24 protein-coding genes are annotated in these 22,642 nt (G+C 43.3%); 8 read left to right on the plus strand and 16 right to left on the minus strand.

The window, feature by feature from the left end; all coding sequences use genetic code 11:
* Window positions 1–160: 160 nt before the first annotated feature.
* Window positions 161–1,006 carry a carboxylating nicotinate-nucleotide diphosphorylase gene (gene nadC, locus HHA42_RS02005; protein ID WP_168417639.1) on the minus strand — a complete coding sequence of 282 codons (846 nt, stop codon included), beginning with the start codon at window positions 1,004–1,006 and terminating at the stop codon, window positions 161–163.
* Between the two features lie 177 nt (window positions 1,007–1,183).
* On the opposite strand from nadC, the gene ampD reads away from it, so the two are divergent.
* Together ampD and murJ are read left to right on the plus strand one after the other, a co-directional pair.
* Window positions 1,184–1,753: a 1,6-anhydro-N-acetylmuramyl-L-alanine amidase AmpD gene (ampD, locus tag HHA42_RS02010; protein WP_168525268.1), complete on the plus strand. Its 570-nt coding sequence runs from the start codon at window positions 1,184–1,186 to the stop codon at window positions 1,751–1,753.
* An 80-nt stretch (window positions 1,754–1,833) separates the two neighbouring features.
* A complete protein-coding gene (murJ, locus tag HHA42_RS02015; RefSeq protein WP_171525557.1) occupies window positions 1,834–3,384 on the plus strand; it encodes a murein biosynthesis integral membrane protein MurJ in 1,551 nt (516 codons plus the stop codon).
* A 107-nt stretch (window positions 3,385–3,491) separates the two neighbouring features.
* Here murJ and HHA42_RS02020 read toward each other — a convergent pair whose 3' ends face one another.
* The 10 genes from HHA42_RS02020 to HHA42_RS02065 all read right to left on the minus strand — a co-directional run bounded on the left by HHA42_RS02020 (window position 3,492) and on the right by HHA42_RS02065 (window position 10,803).
* On the minus strand, window positions 3,492–4,181 hold the full coding sequence (locus tag HHA42_RS02020) for an FKBP-type peptidyl-prolyl cis-trans isomerase (RefSeq protein ID WP_168417642.1): 690 nt from the start codon (window positions 4,179–4,181) through the stop codon (window positions 3,492–3,494).
* A 56-nt stretch (window positions 4,182–4,237) separates the two neighbouring features.
* Window positions 4,238–4,942 (minus strand): FKBP-type peptidyl-prolyl cis-trans isomerase, encoded by a 705-nt coding sequence (locus HHA42_RS02025; protein WP_168460465.1) that lies wholly within the window; start codon window positions 4,940–4,942, stop codon window positions 4,238–4,240.
* Window positions 4,943–5,550: 608 nt separating this feature from the next.
* A complete protein-coding gene (locus tag HHA42_RS02030) occupies window positions 5,551–6,573 on the minus strand; it encodes an NAD(P)-dependent alcohol dehydrogenase (RefSeq protein ID WP_168460466.1) in 1,023 nt (340 codons plus the stop codon).
* 40 nt (window positions 6,574–6,613) lie between these two features.
* Window positions 6,614–7,198, minus strand: a complete 585-nt coding sequence (locus HHA42_RS02035; protein ID WP_168525270.1) for a DNA-3-methyladenine glycosylase I — start codon at window positions 7,196–7,198, stop codon at window positions 6,614–6,616.
* Window positions 7,199–7,241: 43 nt separating this feature from the next.
* A complete protein-coding gene (locus tag HHA42_RS02040) occupies window positions 7,242–7,487 on the minus strand; it encodes a hypothetical protein (protein WP_168417646.1) in 246 nt (81 codons plus the stop codon).
* An 18-nt stretch (window positions 7,488–7,505) separates the two neighbouring features.
* Window positions 7,506–8,045 carry a M23 family metallopeptidase gene (locus HHA42_RS02045; protein ID WP_168417647.1) on the minus strand — a complete coding sequence of 180 codons (540 nt, stop codon included), beginning with the start codon at window positions 8,043–8,045 and terminating at the stop codon, window positions 7,506–7,508.
* A gap of 60 nt (window positions 8,046–8,105) precedes the next feature.
* Window positions 8,106–9,140 carry an A/G-specific adenine glycosylase gene (gene mutY, locus HHA42_RS02050; protein ID WP_168417648.1) on the minus strand — a complete coding sequence of 345 codons (1,035 nt, stop codon included), beginning with the start codon at window positions 9,138–9,140 and terminating at the stop codon, window positions 8,106–8,108.
* Window positions 9,141–9,270: 130 nt separating this feature from the next.
* A complete protein-coding gene (locus tag HHA42_RS02055; protein WP_004974104.1) occupies window positions 9,271–9,633 on the minus strand; it encodes an HIT family protein in 363 nt (120 codons plus the stop codon).
* 70 nt (window positions 9,634–9,703) lie between these two features.
* A complete protein-coding gene (locus HHA42_RS02060) occupies window positions 9,704–10,444 on the minus strand; it encodes a dienelactone hydrolase family protein (RefSeq protein WP_168525272.1) in 741 nt (246 codons plus the stop codon).
* Between the two features lie 200 nt (window positions 10,445–10,644).
* A complete protein-coding gene (locus tag HHA42_RS02065; RefSeq protein WP_004647174.1) occupies window positions 10,645–10,803 on the minus strand; it encodes a DUF1328 domain-containing protein in 159 nt (52 codons plus the stop codon).
* A gap of 191 nt (window positions 10,804–10,994) precedes the next feature.
* On the opposite strand from HHA42_RS02065, the gene HHA42_RS02070 reads away from it, so the two are divergent.
* Both HHA42_RS02070 and HHA42_RS02075 read left to right on the plus strand, forming a co-directional pair.
* Window positions 10,995–11,447 (plus strand): YcgN family cysteine cluster protein, encoded by a 453-nt coding sequence (locus HHA42_RS02070; RefSeq protein WP_168417650.1) that lies wholly within the window; start codon window positions 10,995–10,997, stop codon window positions 11,445–11,447.
* Window positions 11,448–11,563: 116 nt separating this feature from the next.
* Window positions 11,564–12,832 carry a replication-associated recombination protein A gene (locus tag HHA42_RS02075; protein WP_168417651.1) on the plus strand — a complete coding sequence of 423 codons (1,269 nt, stop codon included), beginning with the start codon at window positions 11,564–11,566 and terminating at the stop codon, window positions 12,830–12,832.
* 110 nt (window positions 12,833–12,942) lie between these two features.
* On the opposite strand, the gene HHA42_RS02080 is transcribed toward HHA42_RS02075, so the two are convergent.
* The 4 genes from HHA42_RS02080 to dapA all read right to left on the minus strand — a co-directional run bounded on the left by HHA42_RS02080 (window position 12,943) and on the right by dapA (window position 15,770).
* Window positions 12,943–13,155 (minus strand): cold-shock protein, encoded by a 213-nt coding sequence (locus HHA42_RS02080; RefSeq protein ID WP_168417652.1) that lies wholly within the window; start codon window positions 13,153–13,155, stop codon window positions 12,943–12,945.
* A gap of 348 nt (window positions 13,156–13,503) precedes the next feature.
* Window positions 13,504–14,223: a phosphoribosylaminoimidazolesuccinocarboxamide synthase gene (gene purC / locus HHA42_RS02085; protein ID WP_004974116.1), complete on the minus strand. Its 720-nt coding sequence runs from the start codon at window positions 14,221–14,223 to the stop codon at window positions 13,504–13,506.
* A 36-nt stretch (window positions 14,224–14,259) separates the two neighbouring features.
* Window positions 14,260–14,856 (minus strand): lipoprotein-34 precursor (NlpB), encoded by a 597-nt coding sequence (locus HHA42_RS02090; RefSeq protein ID WP_168417726.1) that lies wholly within the window; start codon window positions 14,854–14,856, stop codon window positions 14,260–14,262.
* A gap of 14 nt (window positions 14,857–14,870) precedes the next feature.
* Complete coding sequence (gene dapA, locus HHA42_RS02095) at window positions 14,871–15,770, minus strand: 4-hydroxy-tetrahydrodipicolinate synthase (protein WP_168460469.1); 900 nt, start codon at window positions 15,768–15,770, stop codon at window positions 14,871–14,873.
* A 697-nt stretch (window positions 15,771–16,467) separates the two neighbouring features.
* On the opposite strand from dapA, the gene mhpT reads away from it, so the two are divergent.
* The 4 genes from mhpT to ppk1 all read left to right on the plus strand — a co-directional run bounded on the left by mhpT (window position 16,468) and on the right by ppk1 (window position 21,259).
* Window positions 16,468–17,694, plus strand: a complete 1,227-nt coding sequence (gene mhpT, locus HHA42_RS02100; protein ID WP_168525274.1) for a 3-(3-hydroxy-phenyl)propionate transporter MhpT — start codon at window positions 16,468–16,470, stop codon at window positions 17,692–17,694.
* 200 nt (window positions 17,695–17,894) lie between these two features.
* On the plus strand, window positions 17,895–18,296 hold the full coding sequence (locus HHA42_RS02105) for a hypothetical protein (RefSeq protein WP_168525276.1): 402 nt from the start codon (window positions 17,895–17,897) through the stop codon (window positions 18,294–18,296).
* 47 nt (window positions 18,297–18,343) lie between these two features.
* Entirely contained in the window at window positions 18,344–18,970 is a 627-nt protein-coding gene (gene pncA / locus HHA42_RS02110; protein ID WP_168525278.1) for a bifunctional nicotinamidase/pyrazinamidase, read from the plus strand.
* A 174-nt stretch (window positions 18,971–19,144) separates the two neighbouring features.
* The gene (gene ppk1, locus HHA42_RS02115; RefSeq protein ID WP_168525280.1) at window positions 19,145–21,259 is read left to right on the plus strand and encodes a polyphosphate kinase 1; all 2,115 of its coding nucleotides are present in this window, start codon (window positions 19,145–19,147) and stop codon (window positions 21,257–21,259) included.
* 90 nt (window positions 21,260–21,349) lie between these two features.
* On the opposite strand, the gene HHA42_RS02120 is transcribed toward ppk1, so the two are convergent.
* A complete protein-coding gene (locus HHA42_RS02120) occupies window positions 21,350–22,609 on the minus strand; it encodes a hypothetical protein (protein WP_168525282.1) in 1,260 nt (419 codons plus the stop codon).
* Between the last annotated feature and the right edge of the window lie 33 nt (window positions 22,610–22,642).

The following is a 22,642-nucleotide window of genomic DNA, read 5'->3' on the forward strand; positions in this document are numbered from 1 at the left end:
GACAACGACAACGACAACGACAACGACAACGACAACGACAACGACAACGACAACGACAACGACAACGACAACGACAACGACAATGAAGATGATGATTGAGTAGCAATTCAGGCATAAAAAAGGAGGCAAGCTTGCCTCCTGAATTTCAACTTATCTAAGTTTAAGCATTGAAACGCATCGATAAATCAATAGCTTTCACATCTTTGGTCAAGACACCCATCGAAATATAATCAACGCCTGTGCTGGCCACTTCACGTAAATTTTCAATGGTGATATTGCCAGATGCCTCAAGTTTGCAACGCCCCGCCACATGCTGAACAGCATCAATCATTTGTTGCTGGCTAAAGTTATCGAGCATCACAATATCAGCTTTGGCATCGAGGGCTTGATTGAGTTCATCCCAAGTTTCCACTTCAACTTCTACAGGCTTACCTGGAGCAATGGCATGTGCTTTGGCAATTGCCTGAGTAATGCCACCCGCTGCCATAATGTGGTTTTCTTTAATTAAAAAGGCATCAAACAAGCCTAAACGATGGTTTTGACCGCCACCGACAGTCACGGCATATTTTTGTGCAATACGTAAACCTGGTAAGGTTTTACGGGTATCTAATAATTTGGTGTTTAAGCCTTCAAGCTGTTGTACATAAGCCGCAGTTTTGGTGGCAACCGCAGACAAGGTCTGCACAAAATTCAATGCAGGACGCTCTACGGTTAATAGGCTGCGAGCTGAACCTGCCAATTTTAAAAAGGCTTCGTTAGCAGCAACTCGATCTCCATCATTTTTTAACCAAGTCACTTGAACATTGGCATCGTAAGCTTGAATCAGTGCATTCACCCACGGCTGACCTGCCAGAATCATATCTTCGCGGCTGATAATGGTCGCAGTGGCCTGCTCATCTTCAGGGGTCAATAATGCGGTAATATCACCATCGCCAATATCTTCTTGCAGCGCTTGCTGAATATTGATTTGGATAGAGTGTTCAAGCAAAGATGGAGAGATGCTCATAAGATTTTCCGTGTCGGTTTTGCCCATGAAAATTGCGCGTTATATTAGCATTGTTCTGCGTCTGGATGTATTTTTTAGCCACGTTCGGGTGTAATTTAAGATGTTCATTGCCATGGCTTGGCATTAAACTGAAAATAGACTTCTATTTTTCTTTTCTAATTGCTTGAGGGTTGCCTTATGCAGCATGAGCCGTCGTTTCAGGTGGTTGAAGGACAATTACAGGGGGCAAGACAAGTCCCATCTCCAAATTTCAACGCCCGTCCGACAGACCAAGAGATTCAATTGCTGGTCATCCACAATATTAGTTTGCCGCCGTCACAATTTGGCGGGGGCTACATCGAGCAGTTTTTTCAAAATCAGCTGGATTGGTCGCAGCATCCTTATTTTCAGACTATTCAGGGCATGCAAGTGTCGGCACATTTGCTGATTTTAAGAACAGGCGAAGTGCTACAATTTGTCAATTTTGCAGATCGGGCTTGGCATGCAGGGCGTTCTAGTTATATGGCACAGCCTGAATGTAATGATTATTCGATAGGTATTGAGCTGGAAGGCAGTGACGATTTACCTTTTGAAGAGGTACAGTATGCACGTTTGGTACAAGTGGTGCAGGCCTTGCAACAGGCGTATCCACGTATTCAGCAGCATATTGCAGGGCATTCCGATATTGCCCCTGGTCGTAAAACTGACCCCGGGCCATTTTTTGACTGGCAACGTTTTCGTGAACAGTTATCTCAAGCTAAAGCTTAGACATTACAGAAAAAATTGATCAATCAATAACAAAACTTTGTTGATGCTTTGATTACAATAGCGACTAAATTTTTAATTGGGTGGTAACGATGGCGCTTTGGCGATCGACCTTTATTGTCAGTGCAATGACCATGCTGTCACGGGTACTTGGATTAGTCCGTGACGTGGTGTTGCTGAATGTATTTGGTGCAGGTAAAGATTTCGATACCTTTGTGGTGGCGTTTCGTATTCCCAACTTTTTCAGGCGCTTGTTTGCCGAAGGGGCATTTTCGCAGGCCTTTATTCCGGTACTGACCGAATACAAAACCAGTCGTACCCATGCCGAAGTGCAAATTCTGATTAGTCGGGTTTTTGGCTGTCTAATGACAGTAATGACAGGGCTAACCTTTGTTGCCATGGTGGCTGCACCTGCAGTAATGTATATCTACGCACCAGGCTTCCATAGCGACCCAGCCAAGTTCGCTTTGGCGACAGATATGTTCCGCCTGACCATTCCTTATTTGTTGTTTATGTCGTTAACGGCATTTGCCAGCAGTATTTTAAACAGCTACGGCTCATTTACTACGCCTGCCTTTGCACCTGTATTGCTGAATCTGGCAATGATTGCAGGGGCATTATGGCTCACGCCGTACATGGCAGAGCCAATTATGGCACTGGGCTGGGCGGTGATTATTGCGGGTGCTTTACAACTTGCAATTCAAATTCCTGAATTGTGGCGTAAAAAACTGCTGATTCCACCCAAGGTTGATTTTAAACACGAAGGTGTGGATCGGATTATGAAGCTGATGCTGCCTGCTTTGTTTGGGGTGTCGGTTACGCAAATTAACCTGTTACTCAATACCATTTGGGCCTCTTTTATGCAGGATGGTTCGGTATCTTGGTTGTATAGTGCAGAACGTATGACAGAGTTGCCGCTAGGTTTAATTGGTGTGGCGATTGGTACAGTTATTTTACCGTCACTGTCTGCACGTCATGCAGAACAGAATATGGACAAATTCCGTGGCATGATGGACTGGGCGGCACGGGTAATTATTTTGGTGGGTGTACCTGCCAGTATTGCACTGTTTATGCTGTCTACCCCGATTATTCAGGCCTTGTTTGAGCGTGGTCAGTTTACCTTTCAAGATACACAAATGACGGCTTTGGCCTTGCAATGTATGAGTGCAGGGGTAATTTCATTCATGCTGATTAAAGTCTTTGCACCGGGCTTTTATGCGCAGCAAGACACCAAAACCCCTGTACGGGTTGGTTTAATGGCCGTGGCAGCCAATGCTATTTTAAACGTGGTGTTTATTGGCTTTTTTAAACTGATTGATTGGGAAGCTGAGCACATGGCATTGGCGTTGGCATCTTCAGGTTCGGCTTTGGTCAATGCTGGCATGCTGTATTTTTATTTGCATCAGCGCAAGATTTTCCGTTTTGGTGCTCACTGGAAAAAACTTATTCTGCAATTTTCCGTTGCCAATGCGGTGATGATTGCTGCGTTATGGTACGCCTTAACTTGGTATAACGGTGATGTATCACAGTGGATGCGTGTGGCTGAAGTGACTGCACTATGTGTAGTGGGTGTGCTGGCATATGCGATTGGTTTATTGGCAACAGGCTTTAGACCACGTCATTTAAAACCATAAATACAGAAATCGCTGTTGAATGCATCCCAAACATCAAAGTAAAAAAATACCGCAATTTAAATTGCGGTATTTTTCTCTCAGCGCTTGATCAAAAGTGTGAGTGGTGATTATTTTAAAATCTCTAAGAGTTCCACATCAAAAATAAGCGTGCTGTTTGGCTCAATGGCATCACCTGAGCCAATTTGACCGTAGGCCAATGCAGCAGGAATGAAGAAGCGGTATTTGGCACCGACTTTCATTAGCTGTAAACCTTCAGTCCAGCCCTGAATGACTTGACTCACCTGAAATTCAGCGGCCTGATCACGAGCAATGGAGCTGTCAAATACCGTACCATCAATTAGGCGACCTTCATAATGCACTTTGACAGTCGAGGTGGCTTTTGGTGATTTACCTGCACCCGCTTGTAAGACTTGATATTGCAAGCCAGACTTAGTGACTTTTACCCCTGCCTTTTTTGCATTGTTACTTAAAAAGGCTTGCCCAATTTTTGCATTGGCATCGGCTACTTTTTTTAGTTCAATCAGTTGTTTGGCTTCGGCTTGTTTTCTAAATTGGGTTAAAACCCGCGCCATTTCTTCATCGCTCAGACTGGCAGGCTGGTCTTGGGTAGCCATTTTTAAGCCTGTCATAAAGGCTTCTAAATCAATGTCTTTTAGCGTTTCAGCATTGCTGCGCCCCATTAAATAGCCAAAGCTATAACCCACCTGATCTGCAACAGGGCTTTTATTGGTCACTGTTTTTGCAAAACCACTGCTACTGAGTAGCGCAATACACACAAGGGCGAGGTGTTTTTTCATTATTTCCGTCCTAAGACAATACAGGAGAGCCAAGCTCTCCTGAAAGGGCGATGTTGTTATTTCACTTCAATCAGTTCAACATCAAAAATTAAGGTGCTGTTGGCAGGAATCATACCCGGTACGCCTTGTTCACCGTAGCCCAATTGTGATGGGATATACAGCGTGGCTTTGCCGCCTTCTTTCATAAGTTGTAAGCCTTCAGTCCAACCTGGAATCACTTGGTTCAGTGGGAATTCAATTGGTTCGCCACGTTGTACTGAGCTATCAAATACTTTGCCATCGACCAGTTTACCGGTGTAGTGCACTTTCACCACAGAGCTTGCTGTTGGCTGTTTGCCTGTACCTTCTTTAACGACTTGGTACTGTAAGCCAGATGCTGTGGTTTGTACGCCTGCTTTTTTACCATTTTCAGTTAAGAATGAATCACTGGCAGTTTGGGCAGCTTGTGCTTGAGTCGCTTGTTTTTGTTGCAACTCTTGCTGGAACTGTTCATAGGCTTTTTGTAGTTCTTCTTCAGTATAAGCAGGTTGTTTACGCGCATGACCTTCACGCACACCTGTTACAAAGCTGTTGATGTCCAGCTCTGGTGGGGTTTGATGTGCCACTTCATAACCCAAAGCGTAGCTGATTTTTTCAACGGCTGAGGCATTTGCAGACGCCTTAGAAGTCGCAACCGCAGGGTTTTGAGAGGCATAATAAACAGGAACAAGTGCAGCACCGCCTAAAATTACAGCAACAGCGATGGGTAAGGCTTTACTCATAGGTTTTCTCAAATTCATTTTATAGTTAAAAAAGCAGCATTCATCTTAGCAGACTTTTTTACAGACTTTTCTATTTTGATACCTGCGTTGAAGCAGGTATCGATTCAACGTTTTAATATATGCTGCTTACGCAGTTTATTCTATAACAGACTGAATATCTAAAACATTTTTTATACATAAATCTTATCAATTCAGGATTCGCTGTGAGCAAATTAAGAAAACTCTGATTTAGTTTGAGCTGCAGGAAAATTTTTATTGTAATCGTAAAATGATTAAGACAGCGTTCTGTGGGCTTGTCGTCCAATAATTGGATTAACCTTCGGTTCGGCCCACTTTTACGAAATATACTCTCATTCGGTAAAATGAAAAGTTGAAAGCATCGCAAGAAAACCATCTTGCGATGCTGTGCTATTACCACTTATTTATTCGCCATATTAGAACTATTCATCCACAGTTGACTTGCGCTGCAAACAAAGCAGTGCTTGTTTTTGCTCAGGTTGTGGATGACACTTCCGAGTATCTTCATGTTATCTAGGTTTTTAGATAAGCGGTTTTACCTAAATAAAGATAGACATAAATATATTTGACTATCCTGATTTAACTTAAAATCAGTCAAAGTCGGCCTTTAACACCACCCGATAGCGAGCCTTGCCTTGATGCAAATGTTCAATGGCCTGATTGATCTGTGACATTGGAAAAACTTCGACTTGCGGGGCAATCTGTTTGCGTGCTGCAAATTGAAGTAATTGACGCAGAGCTTTGGGTGAACCTGTTGAAGACCCCGTCACTGATTTTGCACCACCAATCAAGCTGCCTGCCTTAATAGGCATGGGTTCCAGCGCTAAACCTAGCATGTGAATAGTGCCATGCGGTGCCAGCGTGCTTAAATAGGCATTCCAGTCCAAGCTCACATTTACCGTACTTAAAATCAGGTCAAATTTGCCACGTTGGGTTTTAAGCGCAGCGGCATCACGGCTGTTCACCACATGATCTGCCCCCATGGCCAACAATTCTGCAGTTTTGTCGGGGTTAGTACTAAAGGCCGTAATTTCACAGCCCCATGCTTTTAAGAGTTTGATTGCAATGTGGCCTAAGCCACCAATACCAATCACAGCAACATGATGCACTGCTTGAATTTGGTGTTTTAGAATCGGATCAAATACGGTAATACCGCCGCAGAGTAACGGTCCTGCACTGACAGGATCGACCGCATCGGGTAAGGGGATGACCCATTGCCAGCCTGCTCGGACTTTATCGGCAAAACCGCCTGCATGCCCAACAATGGTGGCTGTAGTGCCATTGCTGCACAGTACTTGTTCACCCGCTATACAGGCATCGCAGTATTGGCAACTGTCTGCTGTCCAGCCAATACCTACGCGTTGTCCAACTTTTAAGCCCTTGGCTTCTGCACCCAATTGGGTAATGGTGCCAATAATTTCATGTCCTGCCACTACAGGATAGACCGAAGAATGCCAGTCATTTTGAATGACCGAGAGATCGGAATGACATAAGCCGCAATATTCAACTTTGACTTCCACCTGATGTGCCTGCAGTTCACCTGCATCAAACTCATAGGCTTGTAGTGGTTCACCCGCTTGCATTGCGGCATAGGCTCGAATGGTATTACTCATATTGCATTGTCCTTGTCATGGGCTGACTGTGTGATTACGGCTAAGGATTAGTATGCTGAACCTTTGTCAGGGTTTTAAAGTTGCAGTAATTTTCATGGTCATTGACCATACCAACGGCCTGCATAAAGGCATAACAGGTAGTTGGCCCTACAAATTTAAACCCTTTTTTCTTTAAGGCTTTAGACATGGCCACACTGGTTGTGGTTTGTGCAGGGGCAAGACGATAGTCTGGCACGTCATTAGAAATTGGCTGCTGTGCGACAAAATCCCAGAGCCATTTCACAACATCTATCTCATCATCTTTTAATTTTTGCCATGCAATTGCGTTGTCACGAATGGCAGTTAATTTACCTGCGTGCCGAATCAGGCCTGCATCTTGTAATTTAAGTGCGATCTCGTCATCACTGAGGGCTGCAATTTCAGCAATGCTGTATTGAAAAAAATGCTGGCGATAAGCTTCACGTTTTTTTAGAACGGTAATCCAAGACAAACCTGCTTGTTGGCCTTCTAGGCAAAGCATTTCAAACAGATGTGCTTCTGCAAAGACAGGCCGTCCCCATTCTAAATCGTGATAGGCCATATAGAGCGGATCATCAGAGCACCAGCCACAGCGTTGTAAGGTCATGTGCGTACTCCTGATCAATTAAGGCATAAAATAATCGGGCAGATTAGAGCTGAAATTGCGCCCATTGGTCGTTTTGGTTATCCCAATAATATAATTCGGCCTGTTCTAAGTCCTGAAAGGAAATCCAGTTATCTTTACCGACTTTATCTGAGTAGCCTGTGCTGATGAGCAAGGCATCTTCGGTAATTTCCATGACCCAACCTTGATGGCTTTGTCCTGCCAATACAATTTTTTGTTGATTGCCAGATTCAGCAAATTCCACCAGTCGATTAATCAGGGCTTCAGACATGAAATGTTCCTAACAAAATTAACGTAAATAAGGATAAGGATTGACCGCACCGCGTCCTTTACCATTTAAATAGAGCCCATAATGCAAATGTGCTGCGGTATGTCGGGCATTGCCTGTATTGCCCACATAGCCAATATGTGCCCCAGCTTTGACATAATCGCCAACTTTGAGTCCACGCTTATGTCCATCTAAGTGTGCATAATAATGCCAAGTGCCTGCGGGGCCGAGTATCCAAATCACTTTACCACCTAAGCGATTATCGCGTAAATCTGCAATTAAACCTTCGGTGGCGCTATACACTTTGCTGCCTTTAGGGGCAATGATGTCGATGCCTTCATGCAGGCGTCCATTGCTGCGTGAAGCACCCCAAGTGTCACTAAGTCGATTTGCTTTAATGCCTCGCACTGGAATGGGCAAGCGGGTTTTTAATTGCATTTGATTGAGTTTGCGTACCAAGTCGGGTGGTAAGGGTGTACTGGGTTTTTTCGGGGCAGAACTACAGGCGGCTATCAGCAGCATGAGCATCGATACGCTTAAAATGGCAATCCATCGAAACATAGAACATCCTTGTAATAGCAGTGAATGCAATGCGTTGAGTGTTCACAATGTTTGACTATGTCATAGATTGATTGCCGAGATCAATTTTTTCATGGCAGTGGGAATTCCTAAATCACTGGCTTGTTGCGGGCTTAACCATTGTGCATTTAGCTCAATCGCAAGGTGTTCTTGCAAATCGGCATCGACCTGAAAACAAATGGCTTCGAGCTGCCAGGTGAAATGGGTAAAACTGTGAGAAATTTGTGCACGTTGCTGCACGTGTTTAAGACCTAAACTTTGGCACAACTGCTCAAAAGCCAATCTATCTTCAATCACAGGTAGACACCATAGCCCGCCCCACAGTCCTGTATTGGGACGCTGTTGCCAGAGCCATTGTTCAGCACATTGCAACACCAACACCTGTGCAGATTTTACAGGTACGGCTTTTTTCGGTTTTTTAAACGGTAGCTCTTGTTCTAAACCTTGTTGATGGGCTTTGCAGTGTTGCTGCATAGGACAATAAAGGCACAATGGTTTTTTCGGGGTACAAATGGTGGCGCCTAAGTCCATAATAGCTTGGGTGTAGTCATGGTTACGTGTGACAGGGCAAAGCTGCTCTGCCAGTTGCCACATGGCACGTTCATGCACAGGTTTGGATAAATCATCTTCAATGGCAAAAAAGCGTGCCAATACGCGCTTTACATTGCCATCCATAATTACGCCGTATTGACGTAAACCCAGTGACATCATGGCACCGCCTGTAGAGCGACCAATGCCAGGCAAGGCCATCCATTGTTCCAAGGTGCTTGGGAAATGCCCTTGCTGTGCCACAATTGCGGCTGCTTTATGCAAGTTACGGGCGCGGGCGTAGTACCCTAAACCGGCCCAATAAGGGGCAACTTCATCCCATGTGGCACGGCCTAGGTCTTGTACGGTAGGGAAGCGCTGTATAAAACGCTCAAAATATTGCAATACGGTTTTGACCTGAGTTTGTTGCAGCATAATTTCAGACACCCACACCGCATAAGGATCATTGGCCACTTGCCACGGTAAGTCATGGCGTCCGTGTTGATCGAACCACGTGAGGAGAGCATCAGAAAATGAAAAAGCAGTCATGCGAACCCAGTTTGTAAAGTAGCGGCCTAGTATAGCCAAACTGGCGCAGGAATGAGGTGCATAAAAAAGAAGATGACGCAGCATCTTCTTTTATTTGGGCTTGACCCTGTTGAGAGAAAAAAGCAGTCGCTTAGATTTGACCGCTCATGCCCCAACGGTTATCCAGTTTTAAGGTCTGACCTTCATAACGCGGAATAATGTGGATGTGTAAATGCTCAGATTTGGCATCGAATACATCGCCATCATTAAAGCCAATATGAAAACCCGCAGGCTGATGACGTAATTGCAACTCATTGCGCGCCAGTTCCAATAAAGACAACAGGCTTTTACGCTCTTTGTCGGTGACTTCAAAAAAAGAACCCACATGACGTATTGGAATAATTACGCAATGTCCTTTAGACAGGGCATTCGGTTCAGGCAAAATCACCCCAAATTCATTTTTTGCCAAAACATCGTAATCATCATAATTGCAATAAGGGCATTGCTCAGTCATTGTTATATCCTCTTCTTTAAAATTTTCTTTGGCTTGCGTTGAGTATATGCTGCGTTATATGTACAGCAGATTAATTGGGCAAACGTCGATCTAGCACTTCATACATTGCCGCTAAACCTTGCTGCTCTGCAGAAGCGTTGTAGCCTAAATCTACACCGTTGGCTTTAGCACGCTCATCGGCTTGAGGGTTACTGAAGCCGTGTTTGGCATCTTCAAAAATAATCACTTCATGGTCAACTTGTGCCGCATGCATTTCTTCACGGAAACTTGCTACATCTTCTAAAGTCACCATGCTGTCTAGCTCACCATGCAATACCAAAATCTCGGCTTGAACCTGACCTTGTTGTGCAGGGGCTTTCGGGCTTAGGTTCGCATGGAAGGTCACGACGGCTTGCACAGGAGCACCAGAACGCGCCAAATCAAGGACCACTTTGCCACCATAACAGAAGCCAATTGCAGCGAGTTTATCGCGATTTACTTCAGGTTGGGCAGCTAAAGCGTCTAAAGCTGCAGACGCACGAGTCACAATTGTGTCTGCATCTTCAAAAGTTTGCATCATCCATTCGTTGGCTTGAGTGGCGGTGGTGGTGACTTTTTTGTCGCCATACATGTCTATTGCCAGTGCAGCAAAACCATGTTCAGCCAGCTCTCGGGCACGTTGTTCGGTGTATTCATTGCGTCCCCACCATTCAGGTGCGACAATCACGCCCGCGACAGCTTCGCTGGTTTCTGGTGCTGCAAAATAACCAATCAGTTTGCTTCCATCTGCAGCAGTATATTCAATTTCGCGAGTTTTGATTGCTAAAGCCATGCCTTCTTTCCTTATCGTTTTCAATGCCATGATTAAAGCATAATAATATGGCACGCATTTTTAAAAACAGGGTAAAACCTGCTTATAAATGTGAGAAAATATTTTAAAAATCGTGGAATGGGTATGGATTTACTTAAAAACAGGCATAAAAAAAGAAGGAATCATCCTTCTTTTTTATTTAAGTTTTGCAGAATGTCTGACTAGACTTTCCCGCGAGATAAGAAACCAACAATTGCCAGAATAACAGCAATGACTAATAAGATAATGGCAAAGTCTTTAGACAGACCTGCAACACCACCAAAACCAAGTAGACTCGCGATTAATGCAATTACTGCAAAGATAATAGCCCAACGAAACATAATTTTTCTCCATGTGTTTTTATAGCTTCTGAATTCAGTATAGGGATGTGCGCGCAGTGCACTGTTTTGTTTTTGTGTATTAAATGTTCAGTTGTTAAAGTTAAGTGTTTGATTCGTTTAAAGACTAAAGCAAGCCTACAAGTCCCCAGAAGGCTGTTATAATGGGGCGGTTTATATATTTTTTGTGCGCTATGTCTGATCAATTACGACCTGAATTTTGGAAAAACTATCCGCTGAATGCCTTAACTACAGCGGAATGGGAAGCCTTGTGCGATGGTTGCGGTTTATGCTGTTTGGTCAAATTAGAAGATGAAGACACGCAGGAAGTGGCTTATACCAAAGTGTCGTGTAAGTTACTGGATTGCAACACAGCGCGTTGTTCAGATTATGCCAATCGCTTTGAATTCGTACCCGATTGCATTCAACTTACCCCAGAAAAACTGGAAAAAATTCACTGGTTGCCGCCAAGTTGTGCTTATCGACGTTTAAAAGAAGGTAAAAATTTGCCGTCTTGGCATTATTTAAATACAGGTTCGCGACAAAGTGTGATTAAAGCCAAAAAATCTGCGGCTGGGCGCTGTATTTCAGAATTAGATGTTGCAGAAGAAGATATTGAAGATTATGTGGTGCGCTGGGTGCGTTGATTTATCTTCAATGTAAGGTCACGCTTAGAGTTTCAGAATAAATCAGCACGATTAGAAATACTCCAAAGCCTGAGATCATAGTAGACTAGAGTGAAGTCAAGTATAGAAATAACAAGATGTCAGAAAGTCATATTCCGCTGCCTGAGCGCTTGCGCCCACGTGATTTAGCGCAAATTATCGGCCAAGATCATTTACTGGGTGAGCAAGCACCATTGCGCCAAATGATTGATCAGGGGCATTTGCCTTCAATTATATTTTGGGGACCACCAGGGGTCGGAAAAACCACCATTGCTTTATTGTTGGCACAGGCGGTAGATCGTCCTTTTATCAGCCTTTCTGCGCTGAATACTGGGGTCAAAGAGCTGCGTGAAATTATTGCCGAAGGCGGTGACTTACTTACACCTGTGGTCTTCATTGATGAAATTCATCGCTTTAATAAGTCACAGCAAGATGCCTTACTGAATGCAGTTGAAAAGGGCAAAATCACCTTAATTGGTGCGACGACTGAAAACCCTTCATTTGAAGTGAACAGTGCTTTGTTATCTCGCTGTCAGGTCTATACCTTAAAAGCGCTAGATGCCGATGCAATTCAGACCTTGCTAACACAAGCCATTCAGCAAGATCAGTTCTTAAAAGACCGTTATATTCAGATTGAAGAATTTGATGCTCTAATTCAGTTTGCCGCAGGCGATGCACGCAAGGCTTTAAACTTACTGGACTTGGTTGCAAGTACCTTTGAACCAGATGTAGAAAACATCATCACCAATGCCATTGTGGTGAAGGTCGCACAACAAAATATTGCCCGTTATGACAAGTCGGGCGAACAGCATTATGACTTGGTGTCTGCCTTTATTAAGTCAATTCGTGGCAGTGACCCCGATGCAGCATTGTATTGGATGGCACGCATGCTCAAAGGTGGTGAAGACCCGACTTTTATTGCGCGCCGTATGTTAATTGCAGCTTCAGAAGATATAGGCAATTCTAACCCGAATGCCTTGTTGTTGGCAGGCGAGTGCTTCCGTTCGGTACAAGTCATTGGTATGCCTGAAGCACGGATTATTTTAGGACAATGTGCGGTGTATCTGGCCACCAGTGCCAAAAGTAACAGCACTTATTTGGCAATTAACAAAGCGATGGATTTGGCCGAAAAAACAGCGAACTTGCCAGTGCCACTGCATTTACGCAATGCACCAACCAAGCTGATGAAAGAACAGGGTTACGGGGTAGATTATTTGTATCCACACAATTACCCAGAGCATTTTGTGCTGCAGGAATATATGCCACCTGAATTGAAAGGCACTAAACTGTATGAGTCAGCACGTAATAAGCGTGAGGTTGAAGGCGAGCGTTTACAGCAACGTCGCTGGCAGCAAAATCAGTCATAAGCTATTTAGTGCAGCTGATAAAAATAATTGGCATAAAAAAAGCTCAAGCATACACTTGAGCTTTTTTGCATTGGTTTACAGACATCAAAGAGGTGTCTGTAAGCAAAGACTTAAAGCGGTTTGATGTTTACAGCGTTCGGGCCTTTTTGACCTTGAGTTACGCTGAATTCAACTTGTTGACCTTCATGTAAAGTCTTGAAGCCTGAGTGTGCAATTTCGCTGAAGTGTGCAAACACGTCTGGACCTGATTCTGGTTGAATAAAGCCAAAACCTTTAGTTTCGTTGAACCACTTTACAGTGCCTTTCATCGTAGTATTCGACATAGGGAAATATCCTGCTGAATTTTAATATTTTGCAATCTAAAAAGATTTGGAATAACTGGGAAAAAGATGCGACTTAAAATCTGAACAAAACGAAGGATTACAAAATAAAACTACGGACTTAGACGATTAAAACGAACTTCATATTTTTCTAGTATGGGTACAAGCATACACGGAATTGCAGAATACACAATTTAAATTCAAATTAATTTAAAAAAGGCAATCAGGTCATGTCTTCTAAATTCATTTATGTTGAACAAATCCGCTTTGTAATTTGTGCTTTGTTGGCACAGTAAAAATGAAAAAGCCGAGCAAAATAGCTCGGCCTTTAGAATTCAAGACAACTGTAGATTAGATGTTGTCTAAGTCGATGCCTAAACGTGCAGCAACTTCTTCATAAGCTTCAACCACACCGCCTAAACCTTGACGGAAACGGTCTTTGTCGAGCTTTTTCTTGGTGTCTTTGTCCCATAAACGGCAACCGTCTGGAGAGAATTCATCGCCCAATACGATACGGTCGTGGAATACACCAAACTCAAGTTTGAAATCGACCAGAATCATGTTACCTGCATCAAACAATGCTTTTAATACATCGTTGACTTGGTAAGTCAGTTCTTTCATTTTTGCCAATTGTTCTGCATTGGCCCAACCTAAAGCAATCGCTTGAGATTCATTGACCATCGGATCGCCAAGCGCATCGTCTTTAAAGAACAATTCAAATGTTGGTGGGGTTAATTCTTTGCCTTCTTCTACACCTAAACGACGGCAAAGTGAACCTGCAGCGTAGTTACGAATTACACATTCTACAGGAATCATGTCTAATTTTTTCACCAATACTTCGTTTGGTGTAAGTAGCTTTTCAAAGTGAGTTTCGATACCCGCTTCAGCCAATTTTTCCATGATAAAGGCGTTAAAACGGTTGTTCACCTTACCTTTACGATCTAGTTGTTCGATTTTTTCGCCATTGAACGCAGAGGCATCATCACGAAAGACTAAAATCAGGTGGTCTGCACTGTCTGTGGTATAAACAGATTTCGCTTTACCAGTATAGAGCAAGGTTTGTTTTAACATGAGGGAACCTTTTTCAAAAAAAAATGCCTAGTACGGCTAGGCTGGCCAATTTTGGTAAATCTGGGCCAACAGATCTGCAGCTTTTTCTTGGTCTGCAAAGCTGTTATCGGCATTGAACACGGCTAAGTTGTTGCTCGAACCGACAGAGGTCAATCTTAAGACATAAATCTGTTGATCGACCTTAATGGTTGCCTCGTAACGGTTCTTACTTTGACCAACAATGCTGTAATTCAGACTGCTGAGGGTGGCAAGAGTGTATTGCCAAATTGTAGCAGAATTTCCATCAATTTTGAGTAACGGATTTTGGTTTCCATCAACTACAGGCTGAGGACGGCCAATTTGGGTACCGTCTTCAACAGTCGGACTCGCTTGCACAGCTTCAGGACGTGGCATTGCAAAACGGTTGCCACGTGAATTTTCAAGCTTTGGCGCATTGGCCGTTGCAAGCGGGTCAACGCTTGGTGCAGGATACAATGGCGTTGCAGGTCGAACCACAGAACCTTCAGGATATTGAAGTGGTGCTAAAGTGGTGGTGTCTTTATAGTCCAATGAACCATTGTTAATGGCCAGAGAACTACAACCAGCCAAACTCAATACTGAAAGTGCGGCGATAAAACCAAAACGTAATTGCATCATACTAAGCTCTTTTATTGAATGACACCCGCAGCCTGAAGGGCTTCGCGTAGCGGTGCACGATATTGTTCTGCAAGCGGAGTTAATGGCAGGCGAATACCTGTACCAATTAATCCCATTTCATGAAGTGCCCATTTCACAGGAATTGGGTTCGATTCACAAAATAGAATATTGTGTAAATTTGCAATCGTACTGTTCTGTTGTTCTGCACCTGCCGCATCACCTGCAATTGCTGCTGCGCAAACTTGGCTCATGGCTTTCGGTGCAACATTGGCAGTTACAGAAATATTGCCTTGTGCGCCGTGTAGCATCAGTTGATATGCCGTCGCATCATCACCTGAGTAAACCACCATGTTTTTGCCGTTTAAGCCAGCCAATAATTCCTGACCACGTGGCACATCGCCTGTAGCGTCTTTTACGCCCACAATATTAGGGATGTCGGCCAAGCGAATTACGGTTTCGTTAGACATGTCTACGCCCGTACGACCTGGTACGTTATATAGAATGATTGGTAAATCTACCGCTTCTGCAATGGCTTTATAGTGTTGATATAAACCTTCTTGGGTTGGCTTATTATAATAAGGCGTTACCAATAGGGCCGCATCTGCGCCCAGTTGTTGTGCTTCTTTGGTCAGTTCGATGGCTTCATGCGTTGAGTTTGCACCAGTACCAGCAATGACAGGAATACGCTTATTTGCGACGCGAATAATTTCTGCGATCACTTTGGTGTGCTCTTCCATACTTAGGGTCGATGCTTCACCAGTTGTGCCCACAGCAACAATACTGTTGGTGCCTTGTTCTATGTGCCACTCAACCAGCTTCTCGAGACCTTTCCAATCTACGCTGCCATCTTCTAACATTGGGGTGACAATTGCGACAATTGAGCCTTGAATGGTCTGTGCTTGCTGAGTCATTTTTTAAAAAGATCCTATTTTTCCATCCACAATGGTGTAGAAAAGAAGACGTGGATGGTTGCAGTATTTTGATTTGGGTCAAAATTTAATCAATTTGATTAAATAATGCTTAGCCAAATTATGACTGATTCAGTGTGTCAGAACAATATGCTTTCGTCAAAGCAAACAGAAACTTTGTGAAGTTCAGTAAAAAATGAATTGAACAGGTATTTGTTTTCACAATAAAAAGCAAAAACGATCGCAGCAAAGCTGAAATGATTTTCTGCAGGTCTTTAGATCATGCTACGTGAGCCATTTTTAATGCTGCAGGCTGAAATTTGTCGCTGAAACCATGATTATTATAGAAAAAAACACTCAATTCAGAGTTTATAGCTCTTATATCTGAGTATTTTAATCGGAATATATGGGGTTTTTGCCTTTCAGATTAATAGCTTTTAAGTCTACTCTGCTTCATGCAGGCTTCTTAAATAGTGAGAATTTTCTAGCGAAATAGTGGTATTTATTCAAAAAAATGAGGGGAACGCAGCTGAATTATTGTTTTTTTCGCTATGTTTTTTGCCGCACAATTTATTTGTAATGTCTTCTGATCTTCAAAAAATCACTTTGGTCTAACACTTATTGATAGCTATTGCTGCTGTTTAAAACTGCGCAAGATGCAGGCTTTCACATGGCTATCTAATTCTAGTAGAGGGACCCAATGGATAGATCAACACAACATACAGATCAACGGCATGCGGTGATTACCGTTGCGATCTGTTTTTTAATTGCAGTCATTGAAGGCCTAGATATTCAGGCAGCGGGTATTGCGGCTGCGGGTATTCGTGAACATTTTGGACTAGACAGCTCGCAACTTGGGGTGTTTTTTAGTGCGGGTATTTTAGGTTTATTGCCTGGGGCATTGGTTGGTGGACGTTTTGCAGACCGTATTGGTCGTAAAAAAGTACTAATTTGGTCAACTGCGGTATTTGCCTTATTTACTTTGTGTACCGTTTGGGTCAATAGCTTTGAAAGTTTATTGGCGGTACGTTTCTTGGCGGGTGCAGGCTTGGGTGCTGCTATGCCAATTTTGATTACCTTGGCTTCTGAAGCAGTTTCACCACAAAACCGTGGTCGTGCTGTAGGCTTAATGTATTGCGGTATGCCTGTGGGTGCAGCCATTTTATCTTTGGTGGCCAGTACAGATTTTGGTTCAAACTGGAAAAACATTTTCTATTTGGGTGGTTTGCTTCCGTTTATTGTGATTCCGTTGATGATGTGGTTATTGCCAGAATCACGTGAGTTCTTAAAAGCACAAGCAGCAGGCAATCATTTGGCAGCACAAAATGCTGCGCCTAAAGCATCTTTTAAAGATTTATTTAACTCACAAAACTTAATGCGTACTTTATTTATTTGGGTGAGCTACTTCTTTACCTTGATGGTGGTTTACATCATGTTGAGCTGGTTGCCATCTTTATTTATGGAGTTAGGTTTCACACGTAAAGAAGGCAGTACAGCACAGTTCTACTTTATGGTGAGTGCAACTGTAGGTACCGTAATTTTAGGTATGCTGACCGACCGCTGGAAAAAAGCCTACGTTATTTTATTGATGTACGGTGGCATTTTGGCAGGTTTATTTGCACTGAATGCAGCAGGTTCACTGACCCAAATGTATATGGCATCGGCTTTGGTGGGTGCATTCGTGATTGGCTGTCAGGGCGTGTTGTATGCTTTTGGTAGTATTGTTTACCCAACTGAAGTACGTGGTACAGGGGTGGGTGTTGCATCTGCTGTTGGCCGTGTGGGGGCAATGCTTGGCCCTGCAATTGCGGGTCAGTTATTGGCAGCAGGCTTTGGTGCGGCAGGGGTCGTATCAGCAGCCATTCCTTGTATTATTATTTCAGCAGTCTTCATGTTGTTATTGGTACGCCGTATTCAAACTGTTTAAAAGGATGAGAACAGCTTGAAGTCAAAATAGCCCGCATTGCGGGCTATTTTTTGTTTTGATTGAAAATTTTGTGCGAGCAAACTGCTTGATTTAGTGTGACAAGTACTGTCGCACAGCTGCCTGTTTTATCGGGGGATATCCACCATAAAGGGTATAATAAAACGTAAAAAAACAGTTAAAAAAATAAGAGTGTGATCTGAATGAAACAGAAAAAATTGATTGCTGAGTTTCAGGTCAGCCAACAGCAGTTTTCACTGTATTTGGTTGAATACGAATTTATTTTAGAACTTAAACGCAAGTTTCAGGCAACACGCACATCCCCGAAACAAAACGCATGGCTGGCGTTTGCAGATCAAGCCACTTATGAAGATGTCAATGCTGGGATTGATGCCTTTCAGGTCATGTCTTTAGCCCGACAACATTTGGTGAATTATTTGACTCGGCATCCACTGCCTTATTTTTATTTCCATGCTGCCACAGCACGTAAAGCCAAAGTCTATCCGCGCTTTGTACGGCAGTTATTGTCACAACTGCCCGCCTATCAACATTGTGTGGAACAGGGTTCTTTTTATTTTTATCAAAGTGATACAACTCGGGTTTAAATTTCAGCTATGCTGATGGCAGTGTTTAGCTTTGAAAAGGAAACAGCATGCAGCAGGTCAATAGTGCCCTGATTGTGGTGGATGTGCAAAACGGATTTTGTCCGGGTGGAAATTTGGCCGTTGCCGCCGCCGATCAAATCATTCCCTGCATTAATGCGCTTGGGCGCGTGTTTCATAATATTGTGATTACGCAAGACTGGCATCCTGCAACGCATGTATCCTTTGCGGCAAACCATGCGGGCAAGCAAGCTTATGAACAGATTCAGCTTGGCTATGGTGAGCAGGTGCTTTGGCCTGTGCATTGTGTGCAAGGTACGTCCGATGCTGAACTACACCCAGACCTAGATTTACCAACAGCACAACTGATTATTCGCAAAGGGTTCCACCCTGAAATAGACAGTTATTCTGCCTTTATGGAAGCTGACCGCAAAACCACAACAGGATTGGCCGCGTATTTAAAGGCACGTGGGATTGATACGGTTTATATTGTCGGCATTGCTACAGATTTTTGTGTGGCATGGACGGCAATGGATGCTTGCCAATTAGGCTTTCAGGCGTATGTGATTGAAGATGCCACCAAAGCTATTGATCTAAATGGTTCTTTGCAGCAGGCATGGCAACAAATGCTGGCACATGGTGTGCAGCGGATTCAAAGTGCAGATATTTTAAATTAATGTCAGATACATGGTCTAAGATAAAAGAAGTCACTAAAAGTGCTGTTTTGCTATAAAAATGTATTGAATGTAAGATAAAACAAACAAAATCAATTTTTTAGATTGACCTTGTACTGACGAAATGTTCTGCAATTGGTTGTGGGTGTAACATGATTGTCATAATCTCTACCTACCATGCCTGCACTGAGGCGAAATAAGCAGACTGTCCCAAAACAGCATAGAGAAGATATGGAACACTTTCACCATTCATCTGATACTTATTTTAATCGTGAACTTTCCTTAATTGAGTTTAACCGTCGGGTCTTGGCGCAAGCATTAGACCCTGATTTACCTATTTTAGAACGGTTGAACTTTTTAATTATTTTTTCACGTAATTTAGATGAGTTTTTTGAAATTCGAGTCGCTGGGCTAATGAAGCAGCTCGATTTGAATGCGATTACCCGTACCCCAGATGCAATTCCAACTGAACACGTGTTGGCAGAGCTGTCAGATAAAGTCCATCAGGCGGTCAAACAGCAATATGACACCTTAAACTTTGCAATTTTGCCGCAGTTACAAAGCTTGGGGATTCATTTTATTCAGTTTCAAGACATTCTAGATAAACATAAGGCTTGGATTGCCGACTATTTTGCGCGTCAGGTACAACCTGTTTTAACGCCAATCAGCCTTGACCCTTCGCATCCATTTCCACGTTTGGTCAATAAAAGCCTGAACTTTATTGTTAGTTTGCAGGGTAAAGATGCCTTTGGGCGTGAAATTGAAATGGCGATTGTACCTGCGCCACGTTCCTTGCCACGTTTAATCAACTTACCTAAAGAAGTTGCAGGCAGTGCGACAGAACACATTTTCTTGACGGCTATTATTCAACAGCATATCAATGATTTATTTCCAGGCATGAAAGCCACAGGCTGCTATGCATTTCGGGTGACGCGTAATGCCGACCTGATTTTGGCAGAAGATGTTGATGATTTGGCGGTAGCCCTTAAAGATGAACTTTCATCACGCCGTTTTGGTCGCGCAGTGCGTTTGGAAATTGAAGACGACTGCCCGCAAGACATTATTGACTACTTGCTGACAGAATTTGATTTAGATGAACAGCAGCTGTATCGGATTAGTGGCCCAATTAATCTGTCACGTCTGACCAGTAGTTTTGACCGTCCTGAATTAAAGTATCTACCATTTGTGCCCGTTATTCCCAAAGTATTTCGGAAGCAAAAACCAATTTTTGAAATTCTAAAAAAGCAGGATGTGTTGCTGCATCATCCTTTTGATTCTTTTCAGCCTGTGATTAATTTACTTAAAGAAGCGGCGAAAGATCCAAATGTGTTGGCAATTAAGCAAACCTTGTACCGCAGTGGCCCTGACTCTGAAATTGTACAGGTACTTGCAGAAGCTGCACGTAATGGTAAAGAAGTTACGGCAGTGATTGAGCTGCGGGCGCGTTTTGATGAAGAATCTAACATTATGGTGGCCAACGTCTTACAAGAGGCGGGTGCTGTGGTGGTGTATGGTATTGTGGGCTATAAAACCCATGCCAAAATGATTTTGATTGTGCGCCGTGAGCAAGACCAGTTGGTGCGCTATGTGCATTTGGGTACGGGGAACTATCATGCGGGCAATGCGCGCATGTACACCGACTATGGCTTAATGACCACACATCCTGATATTTGTGAAGATGTGCATCGTGTGTTTCAGGAACTTACAGGCATGGGCAGATCGGCAAAATTAAAAACTTTGCTGCACGCACCATTTACCTTGCATAGTGAGTTGTTGAAACTGATTGAGCAAGAAATTGCCTTTGCGCAAGCAGGCAAAGCTGCCCGAATTATGATTAAAGTCAATGCACTGACAGAGCCTGAATTGATTACGGCCTTATACCGTGCTTCGCAGGCAGGGGTACAGGTTGACTTAATTATTCGCTCAATTTGCTGTTTGATTCCACAAGTCAAAGGCATGTCGGAACGTATTCATGTGCGTTCGATTGTGGGACGTTTTCTGGAACATACTCGTGTTTATTATTTTGAGCATGGCGGGGCGAAAAAATTGTACTGTGCCAGTGCCGACTGGATGGGACGCAATTTATTTTCACGGGTGGAAACCTGCTTCCCAATTTTGGATGAGAAAATTAAACAACGCATTGTAGAAGATGGCTTGCTGAGTTATTTACACGACAACCAAAATGCTTGGGAACTTCAGGCCAATGGTGAGTGGAACAAAGCAGAGGTTGGTCAATCAGTGGCTTATAGTGCACAAATGCATTTGGTGGAACAAAAGCAACTGAATCTATAAACAGGCAAGTATCCCAAAATAAAAAACCTGAGTGGTGATATTTCCACTCAGGTTTTTGTTTTCTGGTGAGCTTCACCGTACTTTTATTATTTAAGCACTTTTAGAAGATTTACCTTTTAAAATTTCAGTTCTAAGGCTTTGTGCCAGTTCAGCCGAAGCACTGTCCATGCCATTGACCATAAAGGCGTGTCGCATCAATACATTGGTTGGATTTGGCATACTTACCAACTCATAATGCGCAGATAACTCGTCTAACAATTCATTGGGCAAGTGCACGGCATTTTCGCGGGCAGACAGTTGATTAACCAATCGCTCTGCCGCTTGAGCAGCAGACAGCTGCATGGCGTCTACCGAAGTAGATAAACCACTACGGGTTTGTAACACGAAGCGTTTTTCTTCACGGTAGCGCTTATAGAGTACTTCTGACAACAATTGGAATACGGTGCCAATCATGGCCATACATGGCACAGCATTAGGCGTATTGGCTGCAATACTGAGGGTTGCACCTTCTTCATGGAAGGGTTGCACGGTTTGAATATCTGAACGGTTTAGTTTGTAGTGCTGTACGCACAATTCAATGCTTTTATTTAGAAAAATTTGGCACAGACTAAAATATGGTACAGAAACAGTTTGATTGACGGTGTCTAATAACTGTTTTGGATCATAAAACTGAATATTGAGTGCAATGTTATTTTCGGGTTGCGCAGGCTCAATGGCTTTATTGGTTTTAGGTGGCAAGACTGGTTTAGGCTGCTGCTGAGCTTGAGCCAATGCCAAGGCAGTTTGGTGTTTTTCTTGTTCCAGTGCCTGTGTTAAAGCTTGCAACTCATGTTTTAAGCGTGACTCGTTGTTAATACGTGCCAGATATTCACTACGGCTTGGACGGGCAATCGCTCGATACGCTAACCACAATAAACCGTGAATAATCAAAGACAATAATGTTGCTAGCCACTGTGTTCGTAAAATTTCACCAATACTTGGTTGAATCAGCGTAATTTCAATGCTGCCGACTTTCTTTTCATTCACCAGCGCATCACGTACAAAAACTTCGCCTTGACGAGTACGTGATTGTCCACCTGTGGCCAAGACCTGATTGTGGGCATCTAAAATGCGAATAGAAGCAATGCTTGGATTGGTGGCATAGCGATTCACCAACAAGGCCAGCGATACCGTATTGGCAGGTTCCAGCTCAGAAAGGCTGTCGGTGACCAGTTGGCTGGTCATTAACTGCCCCTGATTGGCGCGGTTTTCATTCAATTGGTGTGTTGTTGCAAGCACCAATAAAAAGGTGTGAAAAGCAAAACTTACAATCAATAGGCTAGCAAATAGCCCTTGTCTAGGCGCATTCAAGGTAAAACTTCCAAGGCATTTATATTCAATTTA

It is taken from the genome of Acinetobacter sp. A3 (assembly GCF_012371415.1).
Taxonomy (GTDB): domain Bacteria; phylum Pseudomonadota; class Gammaproteobacteria; order Pseudomonadales; family Moraxellaceae; genus Acinetobacter.